The 16,465-nt window shown below is 68.6% G+C and carries 12 protein-coding genes; 2 read left to right on the top strand and 10 right to left on the bottom strand.

Translation table 11 applies throughout. From position 1 onward, the window contains the following. Window positions 1–32: 32 nt before the first annotated feature. Both SS2_RS02035 and SS2_RS02030 read left to right on the top strand, forming a co-directional pair. Complete coding sequence (locus SS2_RS02035) at window positions 33–746, top strand: LytR/AlgR family response regulator transcription factor (RefSeq protein WP_066460710.1); 714 nt, start codon at window positions 33–35, stop codon at window positions 744–746. Continuing rightward, the gene (locus SS2_RS02030) at window positions 743–2,122 is read left to right on the top strand and encodes a sensor histidine kinase (protein ID WP_066460709.1); all 1,380 of its coding nucleotides are present in this window, start codon (window positions 743–745) and stop codon (window positions 2,120–2,122) included. Before SS2_RS02035 ends, SS2_RS02030 begins: the two co-directional genes overlap by 4 nt. Here SS2_RS02030 and glf read toward each other — a convergent pair. The 10 genes from glf to SS2_RS18095 all read right to left on the bottom strand — a co-directional run bounded on the left by glf (window position 2,099) and on the right by SS2_RS18095 (window position 16,249). Beyond that, entirely contained in the window at window positions 2,099–3,250 is a 1,152-nt protein-coding gene (gene glf / locus SS2_RS02025) for a UDP-galactopyranose mutase (RefSeq protein WP_066460806.1), read from the bottom strand. The genes SS2_RS02030 and glf overlap by 24 nt on opposite strands. A gap of 115 nt (window positions 3,251–3,365) precedes the next feature. Then, a complete protein-coding gene (locus SS2_RS02020) occupies window positions 3,366–3,986 on the bottom strand; it encodes a hypothetical protein (RefSeq protein WP_066460708.1) in 621 nt (206 codons plus the stop codon). Between the two features lie 210 nt (window positions 3,987–4,196). Next, window positions 4,197–5,438 (bottom strand): MFS transporter, encoded by a 1,242-nt coding sequence (locus SS2_RS02015; protein WP_066460707.1) that lies wholly within the window; start codon window positions 5,436–5,438, stop codon window positions 4,197–4,199. 118 nt (window positions 5,439–5,556) lie between these two features. Next, complete coding sequence (locus SS2_RS02010) at window positions 5,557–8,568, bottom strand: glycoside hydrolase family 3 protein (protein ID WP_066460706.1); 3,012 nt, start codon at window positions 8,566–8,568, stop codon at window positions 5,557–5,559. A 72-nt stretch (window positions 8,569–8,640) separates the two neighbouring features. Next, window positions 8,641–9,063, bottom strand: coding sequence for a hypothetical protein (locus SS2_RS02005; protein WP_066460705.1), 423 nt, complete (start codon window positions 9,061–9,063; stop codon window positions 8,641–8,643). 143 nt (window positions 9,064–9,206) lie between these two features. Next, on the bottom strand, window positions 9,207–11,582 hold the full coding sequence (locus SS2_RS02000) for a glycoside hydrolase family 3 N-terminal domain-containing protein (RefSeq protein ID WP_066460704.1): 2,376 nt from the start codon (window positions 11,580–11,582) through the stop codon (window positions 9,207–9,209). A gap of 355 nt (window positions 11,583–11,937) precedes the next feature. Next, complete coding sequence (locus tag SS2_RS01995) at window positions 11,938–12,975, bottom strand: glycosyltransferase family 2 protein (RefSeq protein WP_066460703.1); 1,038 nt, start codon at window positions 12,973–12,975, stop codon at window positions 11,938–11,940. Between the two features lie 4 nt (window positions 12,976–12,979). Beyond that, complete coding sequence (locus SS2_RS01990) at window positions 12,980–13,612, bottom strand: GtrA domain-containing protein (RefSeq protein ID WP_066460702.1); 633 nt, start codon at window positions 13,610–13,612, stop codon at window positions 12,980–12,982. Between the two features lie 74 nt (window positions 13,613–13,686). After that, a complete protein-coding gene (locus SS2_RS01985) occupies window positions 13,687–16,089 on the bottom strand; it encodes a glycoside hydrolase family 3 C-terminal domain-containing protein (RefSeq protein WP_066460701.1) in 2,403 nt (800 codons plus the stop codon). 31 nt (window positions 16,090–16,120) lie between these two features. After that, window positions 16,121–16,249, bottom strand: coding sequence for a hypothetical protein (locus SS2_RS18095; RefSeq protein ID WP_281178650.1), 129 nt, complete (start codon window positions 16,247–16,249; stop codon window positions 16,121–16,123). Window positions 16,250–16,465 lie beyond the last annotated feature (216 nt).

The raw sequence follows: 16,465 nt of genomic DNA, 5'->3' as shown, positions 1-16,465 counted from the left end.
GCCCGGTGACGATGAGGTGACAGGAGTGAGTGATGATCCGGATCGGCGTCGTCGACGACGAGAAGATCAGCCAGGACCTCATCACCGACTACCTCGGGCGCTACGAGGCTGAGCACGGTGTCACCTTCTCGGTCACCACCTTCAGCGACGGCAGCGAGATCACCGCGGACTACCGCCCCGAGTTCGACATCATCTTCCTCGACGTCCAGATGGCCGTCCTCGACGGGCTGGAGACGGCCCGCAAGATCCGCCTGCTCGACGCCGACGTCGTCCTCGTCTTCATCACGAACATGGCCCAGTACGCGATCCGCGGCTACGAGGTCGACGCCCTGAGCTACCTCGTCAAGCCGGTGCCGTACTTCGCCTTCGCCCAGGAGCTGCGGCGCAGCATCGCCCGCGTGCGCCGGGCGGACAACGACGCCGTGATGCTCCCGGTCTCCGGGGGGATGGCCCGGGTCAACCTCGCCAACATCGTCTACGTGGAGAGCATCAAGCACCGCATCGTGGTGCACGCCGTGGACCGCACCTACGCCCTCAACGGCACGCTCAAGGCCCTGGAGTCCGAGCTCGCCGGCAAGGACTTCTACCGCAGCAACAACTGCTACCTCGTCAACCTCAAGTACGTGACGGGCATCAGCCAGAACAGCTGCACCATGCTCGGTGGGGACGAGCTCCTGGTGAGCCGCCCCCGGCGTCGGGCCTTCCTGGACGCGTTGACCAACCACGTCGGTGGCCGCCTGCCATGACCCCCGAGCTGATCCCGGACATCCCCCGGGCCTACACGGCACTCGCCGAGTGGTCAGCGTGCCTCGTCTACATCCTGCTCATGCCCAAGCGGCTGAGCCGCCCGATGCTCGTGACCGTCCTCGGGATCGGCCTGGTCGCCCTCTTCGGGGTCCAGACCTTCGCCGGTGAGCTGCCGATCGAGCTGTGGACCTTCGGGATGCTGCTCGCGGTGGCGGTCATGTTCGCCCTGCTCTTCGTGTGCACCACCTCGACGCCGCGAGGCACCCTCTACGTCACGGCCCGCGCCTTCGTGCTCGCCGAGCTCATGGCCTCCTTGCACTGGCAGTTCGAGTTCTACTTCGGCGCCGCGCGCGACGCCGGCTCCCACCCGGTGCGCAAGGCTCTGCTCCTGGCGGTGGTCTACGGGCTCGCCTTCGGCCTCGCCTACCTGCTGGAACGCCGGCGCACCGCGAGCGAGCGGACCTGGGAGGCCGGGTCGCGCGACGCCGTCATCGCCCTGGCGATCGCTGCCGTGACCTTCTTCATGTCCAACATGAGCTTCGTGGACGCCAACACCCCGTTCAGCGGGCAGCAGGGCCTGGAGATCTTCTACATCCGCACCCTCGTGGACCTCTCCGGCTTCGTGGCGCTCTACGCCCAGCACGGGCAGCGCCTGGAGCTGCAGCGCGCGCGGGAGGTCGAGGCCATGTCCCGGCTGCTGGCCACCCAGCACTCCCAGTACCTGGCGTCCAAGCAGAACATCGACGTGGTCAACCGCAAGTATCACGACCTCAAGCACTACATCACCGCGATCCGCACCGAGCGCGACCCCGAGGCGAAGGCCGCCTACCTCGCCGAGCTCGAGGAGTCCATCACCGGGTACGGCCACCAGCTGGACACCGGGAACACCGTCCTGGACACGATCCTGACGACCAAGAGCGCCGAGTGCGCCTCCCGCGGCATCACGCTGACCTGCGTGGCCGACGGCACGAGCCTGGGTTTCATGGACCCGATGTCGCTGGCCGCGCTGGTCGGCAACGCCCTGGACAACGCCATCGAGAGCGTGCTGACCCTGCCCGACGACGAGCGGCGCCTCATCCAGGTCGCCGTGTACGCCAAGGACTCCTTCGCGGTCATGCGCTTCGAGAACTACTTCGAGGGCACCCTGGAGTTCACCGACCGCCTCCCCCGCACCACCAAGGGCGACACGCTGCACCACGGCTACGGGCTGGTGAGCATGCGGCAGGTGGCCCAGGAGCACGGCGGCTCCCTCACCGTCCAGGCCCAGGACAACTGGTTCGTCCTCAGCGTGCTCATCCCCGTCCCGGCTGGCCCGACGGGCTCCGGACCGGCTGCGGCTACGGCTGGTCGGTCAGAGGCTCAGCACGCGCGCTAGGTCGTTGTCGACCATGGACAGCGCCGAGCCGATGGCCATGTGCATGTCGAGGTACTGGTAGGTGCCCAGTCGGCCACCGAACAGCACGTCCTTCTCCCCCGCCGCGAGGTCGCGGTAGGCGCGCAAGCGCACGCGGTCCGCCGCGGTGTTGACCGGGTAGTACGGCTCGTCTGCGGCGCCTGCGGAGCGGGAGAACTCGCGCATGATGACGGTCTTGTCCGTGGGGTAGTCCCGCTCGGGGTGGAAGTGACGGAACTCGTGGATGCGGGTGTACGGCACGTCTGCGTCGGGGTAGTTCATCACCGGGGTGCCCTGGTAGTCGCCGACGCTCAGGACCTCCTGCTCGAAGTCCAGCGTGCGCCAGGACAGCTTGCCTTCCACGTGGTCGAAGTACCGGTCCACCGGGCCGGTGTAGACGACGGGGACGTTGCCCACCACATCGGCCTTGTTGACCGGCTGGCTGGTGTCGAAGAAGTCGGTGCCCAGGCGGACCTCGATGTTGGGGTGGTCGGCCATCCGCTCGATCCACCGGGTGTACCCGCCGGTGGGCAGACCCTCGTAGGTGTCGTTGAAGTAGCGGTTGTCGTAGGTGTAGCGCACCGGGAGCCGGGAGATGATGCTGGCCGGCAGGTCCGTGGGGTCGGTCTGCCACTGCTTGGCCGTGTAGTTGCGGACGAACGCCTCGTACAAGGGCCGGCCGATGAGGGAGATGCCCTGCTCGTCGAGGTTCTCCGGAGTCTTGCCACCCAGCTCGCCGGCCTGCTCGCGCAACAGGTCGCGGGCAGCCTGGGGCCCCAGCGCCGAGCGGAAGAACTGGTTGATCGTGCCGAGGTTGATCGGCATCGGGAAGACCTCACCGCGGTGGGTGGTGTACACCCGGTGCACGTAGCTCGTGAACGACGTGAAGTGGTTGACGTAGTCCCAGACCCGCTCGTTGGAGGTGTGGAACAGGTGGGCGCCGTAGCGGTGCACCTCGATGCCCGTCTCCGGCTCCTCCTCGGAGTAGGCGTTGCCGCCGATGTGGTTGCGCCGGTCGATGACCAGGACCTTGCGGCCACGCTGCGCCACCCGCTCCGCGACGGTCAGGCCGAAGAAGCCCGACCCGACGACCACGAGGTCGGTCTCCATCTCCACACCACTCTCCTTGACGTGCCCAGCATATTCGAGAGGGACCGGCGCCTCGGCGCCGGTCCCTCTCCTGCTCACCTGTGCGCAGGCCGGCTGACCGGACCTGCGGGGCGGCTCACTTCGCCGTGACCACCTCGGCGCCTGCGACCTCAGGCTCCCGCTTGAAGATGATCTTGAAGATCGGGAAGAAGACCCAGAAGGACAGGGCGCTGTTGATGATCATCGTGACGACGTCGGCGATGGTCTCCCCGGTGCCGCCCAGGCCCCAGGTGTCGATGAGGAGCTCGTAGATGGGCGCCTTGTAGAAGCCCTGCAACGCCGCTGCCACGAAGGTGATGATGATGTAGGCCAGCACGTACCAGGCAGCGGCCCGCCAGATGTTCGTGTTGGACTTGAAGGTCACGTTCCGCTGGGCGAAGAAGTTGATGATCTGCGCGATCGCCAGCGTGATCTGGACCGCGAGGAAGTACGCGAGCCCGCCGCCGCCGGCCGGCAGCGCACCTGCGGCGTAGTTGAAGATGTAGAACGGCGAGCCGTCGACGTTCGAGCCGATCTGCAGCACCTGGAAGGTCGTCTCGACGAGCGAGGTGTGGCTGAAGATCCACCGAAAGAACGGCATGAGGGCCAGCTGCAGCACGGTGATGCCGTTGCTCAGCATGAAGAACACGAGGAACTGGGCGGTCCCCGGTCGGCGTTCGGCGAAGCTCGCCCACGCATCGCGGATGCGACGGAACATCTGGATCTCCTTGTCAGCGCCGTCGGCACGAGGACCGTCGGCAGGGTGTGCGCTCGGTCGACCTGGCCGCGGGCGAAGGAGAGAGCATGGCTGCGCCGAGCCGGGCACCTCTCCGTCGAAGTCGGTGGTCGATGCCCTATTCGACCCGACCAGCCGCCGCCCGACGGCCCCGTGCGCACAACCTGCGCGCTGACGCGCACAACCTGTCTGTCAGCCGGCGGAGGGTGCACCTGCCGCCGTGCGCCGTGCCGCGAGCAGCGGCGCGAGGACGATCCCCAGCGCACCGGCTGCCACGCCCACCCCGAAGGCCAGGCGCAACCCTGCGCCGTCGGCGATGAGGCCGATGACGGGCGGACCGGCGAAGCAGCCGAACCGCATGAACCAGCTGACGAAGGCGACGCCGGTGCCCGGGGCGAGCCCGGGGATCTCGTCCGCCGTCGTCGTCGCCAGCGGGATCATCACGGCGGCCCCGAGGCCTGCAAGGGCGAAGCCCACGTAGGTCATCGTCAGGGTGGGCCAGGCCATCGTCGCACCGATCCCCACGACCACCAGGACCGATCCGGCGGCGACCACGGAGCGGGGGCCGAACCGGTCGACCGCCCGGTCGGCGACGAAGCGGCCGACCAGCAGCGCGCTCATCATCGCCAGGAACGCGCTGCCGGCCAGGGCCGTGGGCGCACCGAGCTCGTCGACGAGGTAGACCGCACCCCACGAGTTGCCCAGATCCTCGACCATGGCGCCGATCGTCGCGATCGCACCGAGCCCGACGAGGCGCCCGAGGACCCGTGGGCGTCGCCGCGGGCCGGGCGCACCACCGGTGAGCGCGGCGCCGACCAGCTCCGGGGCCTCGGTCTCGCTGCGGTCCAGTCCGGGGAGCATGAGGGGAGCCACGAGCACGACGGTGACCAGCACCCCCGCGGCGACCAGCGGCAGATGGACGGTCAGCGGCAGGGCCACCGCGGCCGCGAGGGACCCCGTGAGCCCACCGGCCACCGCACCCACGCACCACACCCCGTGCAGGGCGTTGATGATGGAGCGGCCATAGATCCGCTGGACCCGCAGCCCGTGGGCGTTGTCCCCCACGTCCACGAGGGCGTCGAAGATCCCGGTGCCGACCATGAGCGCGACGAGGACGGCCCACGAGCCGGCGAAGCCCACGCCGGCGAAGACCAGCGCCATGGCGACCGCCCCGGTGAGCGCGACCCGGCGTGATCCCCACCGGGCGACCGCCTGCCCGGCGACGAGCCCGCCCACCAGCGCGCCGAGCGGAGCACCGGCGATCGCGGTGCCCAGGCCGGCCTTGGTCAGCCCCAGGCTCGCCATGAGCTCGGGATAGCGAGGCAGCAGGTTGGCGTAGACGAAGCCGTTGAGCGCGAAGAGGACGGAGACGGCCAGCCGTGCCCGTCGGGCCTGCCGCGTCGGGGCGCGGTCGAGGACTGGACCTGGGAGCATGCCCCCACTCTAGATGCGATTCCATCGTTGTAAGGAGCGGAGCGGGGGAATGCAGAACTCCCCGCCGGGCAGGTGGTGGGGACCACCTCCTGCCCGACGGGGAGCTAGACGCTGCTGGTCAGGACTCGTCGCCCGGGCGACCAGCCCCGGCCCCGGCCCCGGCCAGAGCCGGTGCGGAGACGTCGGCCTCGTCCTTGCGGTGACGCAGCACGCGACGCGTCACCATGAGCCCGCCTGCCAGCACGAGCAGGCCGATCACCACGGTGGCGCCGATCTGGATGTACACCCAGGTGGGCGGCGTGTACGAGACCGTGGCCCCCGGCGCGATCCCGTTCATCGCGTTGGAGTTCGCGACCGTGAACAGGATGTTGTGGGTCGCGTTGCGGATGTCCGTCACGGCCTTGGCCGACGACGTGTCCCCGAAGGACTTCGACGGCTGGAAGGTCAGCGTGAGGTCCGTACCAGCGCTGATGCTCTGGTTCGGGTTCATGTACGGGTAGAGGTTGAAGTCCGAGATGGCGAAGCCCTCGAAGCCCCACTCATCACGGAGCACGGTCGTCATGAGCGCCTCGGAGCCGCCGGCCCAGACCGCACCGATCCGGTTGAAGGAGCTCATGATGCCGCCGGCGCCGATCGTCGTCTCCGAGATCGTGCCGTCCTCGTCAGAGATGTACCGGACGTCCATCGAGGTGTCCTTGACGACCATCTCGAAGGGCTTGAGGTAGACCTCACGGATCGTCTGCTCGGTGGCCCAGGTGGCGATGCCGTTGTTGACGCGGTTCGTCTCCTGCTCGTTGAGCGCGAAGTGCTTGAGCATCGTGTAGACACCCTTGTCCGCCGCACCGTTGGACACCGCGGTGGCCATGGCGCCGGAGAGGAAGGGGTCCTCGGAGTAGTACTCGAAGTTCCGGCCGCCGAAGGGCGAGCGGTGCAGGTTGACCGCGGGGGCGTACCAGCCGTTGAGGTCCTTCTGCAGCACCTCGTTGCCGATCATCGTGCCCATGGCGGTGCCCAGGTCCACGTCCCAGGTCTGGGCGATGAGGACCTGCGAGGGGTAGGCCACACCGTTGATCGAGGAGTTGATGAACGAGGACAGGCCAGCCGGTCCGTCAGGCTCGACGGTCTGCGGCTTGGCGATCGAACCGATCGCGGCCGTCTGGTAGGCGCCGTTGAGGAGCATGCCGGTCATGTCGTCGACCGAGATGGAGTCGAGCAGGTCCTCCCACTGGGGGTCGTCCTTGGGCAGTCCGCGCAGGTCGATCAGCGCGAGCTCGGAGCGCTCGCCCGTCGCCGGCTTCTCGCCCTCGAAGGCCTCGGCCTGTGCGTCGTAGTCCCAGGCGGCGAAGCCCTCGATGACAGCCTCGTCCGCGACGAACAGGTCCGGGGTCGGGGCCGTCGGGAAGGTGCCGGCGAAGTCCGCGCGGGACATCGACAGGACCTTGCCCTCGGTGGGCTCGGTGCTGAACTGCGCCGAGACGTCGTCGAACTGGTTGGTGACCTCGGTGAGGTCGGAGGAGCGGTGGTCGTCACCGGAGAACACGACGTCGGAGTCGACGGTGTAGGTGATCGGCTCGGTGCCCGGGGCGACCGTGTGGGAGTCGGTGCGCACGGAGATGGTGTAGTCACCGGCCTCCAGGACGTACGCCTCGGCGTCCAGGTGGTCGTAGGAGGCCATGTCCTCGACCGCGAGGTCGATCACGACGCTCTCGCTGGCACCGGGCTCGATGAGGTCCGTCTTGGCGAAGCCGCCCAGGACGACCTCGGACTTCTCGATGCCACCGGCGGTGTAGGGCGCGGTGTAGTAGAGCTCCACGACGTCCTTGCCCGCGGTGTCACCGGTGTTGGTGACGTTCACGGTCACCGAGACGGTGCCGTCCACGTCACCGGCCTCGGTGCTCGCGACCTCCCAGGTGAAGTCCGTGTAGCTGAGCCCGTAGCCGAAGGGGTAGACCACCGCGGCGTCGTAGTCGATGAAGCCCTCGGCCGCTGCGGTCTCGTAGTAGCGGTAGCCGAAGTAGATGCCCTCGGCGTAGTTGACGAACGGTGCCTCGGAGGTGACCGTCGCGTTGGAGGTCGCCGTCTCGATGGCGGAGACCGGGAAGGACGCCTCGACGTTGTCGTAGACGTAGCCGCCGAAGTTGACGAAGGTCGGGTCCGCTGTGAAGTCAGCCGCCCACAGGTCCGCGGTGCGGCCGGAGGGGTTGACCTCACCGGTCAGCACGCGACCGAGCGCGTTGAGACCGGTCGCGCCCGGCGACCCTGCCAGCAGGATCGCGTCGATCTCGGGGTCCGCCTGGAGGTCACCCATCTCGATCGTCGTCGAGGCGTTGACCACGACGACGACCGTCTCGAAGCTGGACTTCGCCAGCTCGATCAGGTCCCGCTCGTCCTTGTTCAGCTCGAGCTGGTGCTGACCGGCCTCGGCGTTGTCGTCCCAGTCGGTCATGTCCTGCGTGAGGTCGCCGCCCTCACCGCCCGGACGGCCGACGTAGACGACGGCGGCGTCGGAGTACTGCTCGAAGGAGGCTGACGTCGCCTGGTAGTCGGCGACCGGCATCTCACCGATGTAGTAGGTGGAGGCGCCGGGGTTGTCCATCTCGATGTAGCCGCGCGGGTTCTCTGCAGCGAACGCCTCGATCGTGGTGAAGACCTCGTCGTTCACCACGAGGCCCGCGTTCTCCAGGCCACCACGGGCGGTGACCGCGGAGTTGGTGTCCACGGAACCGGAACCGGACCCGCCGAACACCGGGTCCGCGGCCGCGCGGCCCAGCATCGTCACGCTCGAGCTGGGGGCCAGCGGCAGCGCACCGGCCTCGTTCTTGGCCAGGACGATGCCTGCGCCGGAGATCTCCTCGACGAGCGCCTTGGCGGCCTCGTCGACCGCGTCGATGTCGTCGAAGTCGGACGAGTAGTACTCGGTGTCCCAGGCGGCGGACTCCTCCGCGTTCGTGAACTCGTACGTACCGGATCCGAACTGGGATGCGACCCAGCCTCCGGCGACGTTGAGGCCCACGTTCGCCACGACGGTGATCACAGTCACCGTCGCGAGAGCGGGTGCCCAGATCCACAGGTACTTCTTGTTCGACATCGGCTTCTTCTCGCGATCGGCGTTCTTTGCCTTGGCGTTCACTGCAGTTCTCCTCGAGTGCGATCAGTGATCAGATCATGGGGGTGACCCATGACCGGACGGTGTTCCGAGCTGTTACTTCGACGCTTCGGTGATCGTGCCGTCCTGGTCGATCTGCCACGTCTGGCCGGAGGCGGCCGAGTCGGCTTCGATCGTGTACGCGCCGTCGGTGATCGTGACGGTGCCCTGCACGCGCGAGGCGGCGTCGGAGGGGGTGTAGGGCACGACGAGCATGCCGTACTTCACGGTGGGCGCCTTGACGTCGCTGGCCAGCATGATCTGACCCCACGAGTCGTCCTCGGCGAGCGCGTCGGCGATGGCCGTCCGGGCGTTCTCCAGGTCGTCTGCGACGTCGACGTCGACCGAGGCGCTCTCGGAGGAGGAGCCGGACGGGGTCTCCGCACCGCTCTCGTCGCTGCCGCACGCGGCGAGCCCGAGCACACCGGTCACGGTGATCAGCAGGCCGAGGCCGGTGGTCAGCATCTTCTTGCGCTTCATGTCTGCTCCTTCATGAGATCTGACCACGGGCCCACCCCGCAGTCGGTCGTGCGTGCCGGTGTCGGTGGGAGTGGTGCTGCCCGCCGATCCGGAGACTGGGTGGCCGGCAGCTGGTGCCGCCGGCCACCCAGTGGTCGCGTCGATCAGTTCGAGATCGGTCCCGCGTAGTTCAGGCCGAAGCCGTAGTCGTAGACGTTGCCGACGGAGTCGGTGAACGGCGTGACGTCCTTCGCGACGTCTTCGAACTGCGCCTCGACGGTGTTCATGTCGGCGGGGAACTGGATCGGCAGGCGTCCCTTGGGCTCGTGCAGGCCGAGGGCGACCTCGATGAGAGCCTTGTCGTTCGTGCCGAACCCGACGACGATCGCGTCGGAGCGGGACTCGAACTCGGTCGGGATGACCGGGTTGGCCGCCTTGAGGACGGTGATCACCGGGATGTCCTTGCCGGTGGCCTCGATGGCCGTGATCGCACGCTCGAAGGCGTCGAGGTCAGCCTCGTTGAGGATGTGCGAGGTCTTGCCGAAGTACGACCGGTTCTGCTGCGTCCCGTCGGGGAGGATGTCGCCCGAGATCGAGACCTGGCGCACGTTCTCGCCGTCAGCGGTGTACGGACGGTACTGCAGCGACAGCGGGTAGAAGTCGCCCGTCTCGGCGTCCCGGCCGGCGTTGGTGAAGGTGCCACCGTTGTCCGGGCTGTCCATCCCGACGAGGACGAGGTCCACGTCGGACAGGTCGGGGGCCGTCTGGGAGACGACGTTGCCGTCCGCGTCGAGCTCGACGGTGTCGGTCAGGACGGTGCCGAAGATCTCCTCGGCGGCCTCGATCGCCAGGCTCGGGTACTCGGTGAGCGTGGCGGGGCCGAAGGCGCCGGCCAGGCCGAGGTTGAAGGTGTGCGGGATGTAGACCGTCTTGTCGGACCAGTCAGCGGTCTCGCTCGCGGTGATGGTCTCACCGTCGTTCTTGAGCATGACCACCGAGTCGAGCTGGGCCTCGTAGCCCGCGGCGACCTTGTCGTCGCTGGCGAGGATCGCCTTCGACTCCTCGATGTCGAGGAAGGCGCTCTCGTACAGACCGGGGTTGAAGAACATCGTCAGGATGCGCGCGCCGGACTCCTGGAAGCGCGCCTCGGCGTCCTCGTCCAGCTCGCCAGCCTCGAACTTCTCCTGCCACAGCTCAGCAGCCTCGAGCAGGTAGGTCGCGTCGTTGACGCCACCGAACATGTCGTGCCCGGTCTTGAGCACCTGCAGGTAGCGCTCGGCCGGGGTGAGCTCCTCGGCGCCCCAGGCCATCGCGATGAAGGCGTCGGCGTCGTCGGCGCCGGTCATGACGCCCCAGTCGGTGACCACGACGCCGTCGTAGCCGTGCTCCTCGCGCAGCAGCGCCATGCGGCCCTCGTCGTACGCGGTGCCGGTACGGTCACCCAGGAGCGGCTGTCCGTCGGCGTCGAGCGCGATCGAGTAGGCGGTCATGATGGCGGCAGCGTCCGGGGACCCCAGGAAGGCCTGGGTGTGCTCGTCGAAGTTGCCGCCCGGGTACACCCCGTACTTGCCGGCTTCGGTGTGGGACTCGCGTCCCCCTTCGCCGGGACCGTCGCCAGCCCAGTGCTTGATCATGGCGTTGACGGACTGGACGCCCCATCCGTCCTCGCCGGCAGAGCCCTGGAAGCCGTCGACGTAGGCGGCCGCGAGCTCGGTGTTCTGCTCCGCGTCCTCGCCGAAGGTGTCGCCGACACGCAGCCAGCGCGGCTCGGTCGCGAGGTCGATCTGCGGGCTCAGCGCCGTGGTGATGCCCAGGGCGCGGTACTCCGCGGAGGCCATCTCGGCGAAGGTCTGGGTGTGCTCGGCGTCGAAGGTCGCGGCCAGGCCCAGGCTGGAGGGCCAGCGCGAGATGTCCACGCCGCTGGAGTTGTAGCCGGCTGAGCCTGCGGAGGACCGAGGGTCAGAGCTGAAGTTCACCGGGATGTACGGGGTGTCCTCGGTGGCCAGCGTCTCCACGTAGGCCTGCATGGCGTTGACCCACGGCACGGTCGCCTCGACGTCGCTGGCTGCAGCGTTGAGGACGTTGCGCAGGTGAGACTCCGACAGGTACGTCTTCTGCGCGTCGGTCAGGCCGTCAGCAGGAGAGCGCTCGTGGGAGCTGAACAGCATGAGCCCGGCGACCTGCTCGACCGACATGGTCGCCGCGAGGTCCGCCGCACGGTCCTGGGCGCTCTCGCGCCAGTCTTCCCACACGTCGAGCGTGCCGTTGGCGTTCATGTCCTTGAACGCGAGCGTCTGTCCGTCGACCTCTTCGGTGAGCAGCTCGATCCCGCTGTCTGCACCGTAGGACAGGACCGGTCCGTCGCCCGGGTTGGTGACGACCACGAAGTCGGTCGTGCCGTCCGTGACCTCCCGCGTGGTGAAGGCGTTGCCGCCGGCGGGGGCGTCTCCCTCGTCGGAGGCTGAGCTGGAGCAACCAGCCAGAGCGAGCATGGCGATCCCTGTGACGAGCGCCGCTCCCTTGATGCCCTTCGCCTTCATGTGATGGCGTGTTGACGTAGTCGTCATCGACCTTCCCTTTCGTCGCACAAGCGTGTGTCCACGCGTGTCTCCTTTGACTGCCCTGCGGACCTGGTCGACGTCACAGTCGCCACATCCGGTCGGGCCTGCGCTACCTGTGGCACACGTGGTGTCCCTCACCGGAGCTCAGCGACCTCATCACAACCCGATTCCCACCTGCCGCCGCCTCGATCTGCACAACCTGTCGGGTTGTGCGCACAGACTGTCGAGCGAGCCCGCGAACACCTCCGGAAAGGGGGTCTCGCGCGGCTGCGATCGCGCACGACGCCGCGGCCGGACGTCCGTCATGACACCGTTCACAGTCGGGTCGAAGGTCCTAGTTGAAGCCGACGGCTCGCTGGGCCACGAGGTAGGCCAGGACCGACAGACCCCGCCCGGGCCGCCCGGGGAGGTTGGCGACCTGCCCCATGACCGAGCGCGAGCGCAGCCGGGAGTACAGCCACGGGTCCGTCTCGCGGACCTCGCGCCAGAAGCGGTCCCGCTCCTCCAGGGCAGCAGGGGTCCCCGCCCGCGCGAGCAGCACCGAGGACACCGCGGAGACGATCTTGGCGTAGTGCACGAGGTAGCGGACGAGCCCCTTGGACACGTCGTCGCGGCTGCGCACCTCCTGCAGGTGCGTCAGCATCATCCGGTTGACCCGCAGCTGCTGGTCCAGCCGCGAGATCATGACGCTCTCGTTGACGGACTGGTCGGCCCGGCCGATGTAGTACCGGTACAGATCGACGTCGTGGTAGTACATCGTCCGCACGTCCGCGAGCGGGACGTAGGCGTAGAGGTTGTCCACGTAGAAGGTGTGCTCGGGCAGCACCAGGCCGCACTCGACGAGCAGAGCCGTGCGGTAGACCAGGGAGTGCATGAGGATGTACTGCGACACCCCGAAGGCCTCGACGTCGTCCCAGTCGAAGACCTCCCCCACCGGCAGCACGTCGCGGTAGCGCACCGCGCGCTTGGTGCGTCGGCCGTCCTTCTCGTAGACGAAGTTGCTCACGACGACGTCGAGGTCGTCCTCGCCGCGCTCCGCCCGCTCCCGCAGCATGTCCAGCAACGACGCGTAGGCCCCGCGGTCCACCCAGTCGTCGGAGTCGACGACCTTGATGTAGCGCCCCTGGGCGACGGCCAGCCCGGCGTTGATCGCCGAGCCGTGACCGCCGTTGGGCTTGGAGACCACCCGCACGATGCCGGGGAACCGCTCGGCGTAGCCACGGGCGATCTGAGCGGTCGCGTCGCGGGAGCCGTCGTCCACGACGACGACCTCGGTGTCCGCCGGGCCTGGGACGAGGGAGTCCAGGCAGCGGTGCAGGTAGTCTGCCGAGTTGTAGCTCGGCACCACGACGGTGAGCAGCTTCGCGGTCATGGTGTCAGACCGCCGTTCGGGAGGTGGCCGGCGCGGGCTCGAGATGCAGCTCGGGCTCACGCTTGAAGATGACCTTGAAGATGGGGAAGAAGACCCAGAAGGACAGTGCGCTGTTGATGATCATCGTCACGACGTCGGCGACGGTGCCGCCCAACTCTCCCCAACCCCAGGTCGTCATCAGCAGGTCGTAGATCGGGGCCTTGTACAGGCCCTGCAACGCTGCTGCGGCAAAGGTGATGATGATATAGGCGAGCAGGTACCAGGCAGCGGCCCGCCAGATGCTCGAGTTGGACCGGAAGGTCACCCTGCGCTGGAGGAAGAAGTTGATGACCTGCGCGATGAGCAGCGTGATCTGCACCGCGAGGAAGTACGCCAGACCCCCTCCACCCTGGGGCAATGCCCCAGCGGCGTAGTCGAAGACGAAGAACTGCGACCCGTCGACGTTCGCCCCGATCGGCAAGACCTGGAAGGCGGTGCTCACCAGGGCGGTGTGACCGAAGGCACTCTTGAACACCGGCATGAGCGCCAGCTGCAGCGCGGTCACGCCGTTGCTCAGCACGAAGAACATGAGGAACTGCGCAGTTCCCGGGCGTCTCTGCTCAAGGCCCTTCCAGGCCTCGCCGATCCGTCGCAGCATGTCAGGTCTCTTTCTCGGTGGTCAGGGTCGGCGAGGGCTGTCGCAGGTCAGTGGCAGATCAGTGGCAGATCAGGTCAGCGCGGGTCGTGGCCGGCCGTGAGCGCCCGGCGCATGGTGCGCGTCGACCGGATGTTCTTCGCCGTGGCCCCCATGAGCGCGCCGATCCCGCGCAGGTGCTTGCCGTTGACGATCGTGAGGATCGCCTCGACCATCGGTGTGCTGACCGACCCGTTCGTCATCTTGGCGATGGCGCGCAGCGGCATGTTCTGCAGGAAGAACAGGTTGAGGTCAGGGTTCCCGCGACGCTCAGCGCGCTTCTCCAAGGACCGCAGCACCCAGGCGGCGAAGCGGGCCAGCGGGCTGCGGGCCCCGCGCATGGCGAGCAGCGGGTCGTTCAGGCCGAGCAGCGCGGCCTGCGCCGGAGCGGTGAGCGGCTTGCCGAGCAGTGCCTCGAACTCCGCGTCGGAGACGTCGGTGACGTCAGCTGCGGCGTAGTGCGGCAGCCGGGCCGCGTCGGAGACCGGCTCGACGCCGTCGACCTCGAGCGTCGCCTGCAGCGCGGTCTCGGCGACGTTGGAGCCCACGTGGACGGAGTAGGTGCCACGCTCGACGGCCCAGCCGCCGAGCTCGGTGCTGTAGTGGGCGAAGGCTCGCTCGTCGAGCGGCACGGTGACCGTGCGCGAGGCCCCCGGTGCCAGCTCGACCCGGGCGAATCCCTTGAGCTCGCGCGCCGGGCGGTGCACACCCTCGCTGTCACGGGCGACGTACACCTGGGCCACCTCGGCCCCGGTACGGGAACCGGTGTTGCGCACGGTGAACGTCGCGCCGCCTTCGGTGACGGAGAGGTCGGAGTACTCGAAGGTCGTGTAGCTGAGCCCGAATCCGAAGGGGAACAGCACCGGCACCCCGGCGGTGGAGTAGTACCGGTAGCCCACGAACAGCCCCTCGCGGTACTCCAGGACGTCGTCCGCCCCGTACCAGCGGTGGGCGGGGGTGTCCTCGAGCCGGACGGGGTACGTCTCGGCGAGGCGGCCTGACGGGTTGACCTGCCCGGTGAGCACGTCGACCGTGGCCTCCGCGCCGGCCTGCCCGCCGAGGAATCCGTGCAGCAGCGCCTGGGTGCAGCCCAGCCACGGCATCTCGACCGGAGACCCGGCAGCCAGGACGACGACGACCGTCGCACCGGCGGCGTCGAGGGCCTGCAGGAGCGCCACCTGGTTGTCCGGCAGGCGCAGGTGCGTGCGGTCGCGTCCCTCGGACTCCGAGACCTCGTCCAGCCCCAGGAACAGCAGCACGACGTCGGAGCCCTGCGCTGCGCGCACGGCCTCCTCGCGCAGCGCGTCGTCTGGCGCGCCGGAGCGCTGGAAGCCCTGCGCGGTGGCCACGACCTCGAGGCCGGAGGTGGCGAGCACCTCGGAGGGGACGGACAGACGCGTGGGGTTGACCAGGGAGGACCCGGCGCCCTGGTAGCGAGGGGTCGTCGCGAAGTCGCCGATCACGGCGACGCGGGTGCCCGGGGAGAGCGGGAGGACCTGGTCCTCGTTGCGGAGCAGGACGTGACCGGCCGCGGCGGCACGACGCGCCAGGGCGTGGTGGGCGTCGAGGTCCACCGGGCGTGCATCGCGGCGGTCTGCCCACTCACCCAGCGCCAGCATCTCCGCCACGCGGGGGTCCAGGTCGCTCTCGGTGATCCGTCCGTCCTCGATCGCGGCCAGCAGCTGGCGGACCGAGTCGAAGCCGGGTGACGGCATCTCCAGCGTGCCGCCGGCGAGCGCTGCGGCGACGGGGTCGTTGCCGCCGCCCCAGTCGGTCACGACTGCGCCGTCGAATCCCCACTCGTCGCGCAGGATGTCCTGGAGCAGGTGACGGCTCTCGCTCGCGTAGACGCCGTCCACGAGGTTGTAGCTGGACATGATTGTCCGCGGGGCGGCCTCACGGACGACCTTCTCGAAGCCGGTGAGGTAGATCTCCCGCAGCGTCCGCTCGTCGACCACGGAGTCCGACGTCATGCGCCGGTGCTCCTGGCTGTTGACGGCGAAGTGCTTGGGGCAGGCAGCCACGCCCTGGGACTGGATGCCCCGGACATAGCCGGTGGCGAGGGCGCCGGAGAGGAACGGGTCCTCGGAGAAGTACTCGAAGTTGCGTCCGCACAACGGGCTGCGCTTGATGTTCAGGCCCGGGCCGAGCAGCACGTCGACGCCGAGGTTCGCCGCCTCGGCTCCGAGGGCCTCGCCGACCTCCTGCGCCAGGGCCGGGTTCCACGTGCTGGCGATGGTCACCGCTGTGGGGAAGCAGGTGGCCGGGCTGGAGGCGTTGATCCCCAGGTGGTCGGAGGAACCCACCTGGCGACGGACACCGTGCGGGCCGTCAGCCAGGATGAGCGACCGGATCCCGGCGCGCGGGACCGCTCGGCTCTCCCAGACGGAGGCCCCGCTGAGCAGCGATGCCTTCTCGAATGCGGTGAGTTCTACAGACATGGGTGAGTCTCCTCGGGACGGGGTGGTCAGGTCAGGCACGGTTCGGACGGCGCAGGTCGAGGCCGAGAGGGACGACGGCGGTGCTCGCGCGGGTGCCCGCGCCCGGCCGGCGCTCGAGCCACCTGGGGCTCAGAGGCGGCTTCGCCACTGTCGTGGTCACGAAGGATGCTCCTTTGCATGTGCCGTCCGGCGTCTGCGGTCCGGTCGGCGTTACTGACGTGTCGGTGCATGGCGTGCGACCTGGTGCGTCGAGCGACGTCGTTCGACGGGTGCGGCGCACGCGGGTCTTGCCAGTAGACCAGCACCGCAGGGGCACTCTCGGGCCGCTCCGCACAACCTGTCGAACCCGCGACACAACCTGTCGCAGCGGGGCTGT

The organism is Sanguibacter suarezii NBRC 16159, from assembly GCF_001552735.1.
Classification (GTDB): Bacteria; Actinomycetota; Actinomycetes; order Actinomycetales; family Cellulomonadaceae; genus Sanguibacter; species Sanguibacter suarezii.
Note: the sequence above shows the minus strand (reverse complement) of the source record. Positions and strands in the feature narration are given on the sequence as shown.

Coding starts and splice junctions, on each gene's coding strand:
- SS2_RS02035 (WP_066460710.1), top strand. CDS start 33: ATGATCCGGATCGGCGTCGTCGACGACGAGAAGATCAGCCAGGACCTC.
- SS2_RS02030 (WP_066460709.1), top strand. CDS start 743: ATGACCCCCGAGCTGATCCCGGACATCCCCCGGGCCTACACGGCACTC.
- glf (WP_066460806.1), bottom strand. CDS start 3,250: ATGGAGACCGACCTCGTGGTCGTCGGGTCGGGCTTCTTCGGCCTGACC.
- SS2_RS02020 (WP_066460708.1), bottom strand. CDS start 3,986: ATGTTCCGTCGCATCCGCGATGCGTGGGCGAGCTTCGCCGAACGCCGA.
- SS2_RS02015 (WP_066460707.1), bottom strand. CDS start 5,438: ATGCTCCCAGGTCCAGTCCTCGACCGCGCCCCGACGCGGCAGGCCCGA.
- SS2_RS02005 (WP_066460705.1), bottom strand. CDS start 9,063: ATGAAGCGCAAGAAGATGCTGACCACCGGCCTCGGCCTGCTGATCACC.
- SS2_RS02000 (WP_066460704.1), bottom strand. CDS start 11,582: ATGAAGGCGAAGGGCATCAAGGGAGCGGCGCTCGTCACAGGGATCGCC.
- SS2_RS01995 (WP_066460703.1), bottom strand. CDS start 12,975: ATGACCGCGAAGCTGCTCACCGTCGTGGTGCCGAGCTACAACTCGGCA.
- SS2_RS01990 (WP_066460702.1), bottom strand. CDS start 13,612: ATGCTGCGACGGATCGGCGAGGCCTGGAAGGGCCTTGAGCAGAGACGC.
- SS2_RS01985 (WP_066460701.1), bottom strand. CDS start 16,089: ATGTCTGTAGAACTCACCGCATTCGAGAAGGCATCGCTGCTCAGCGGG.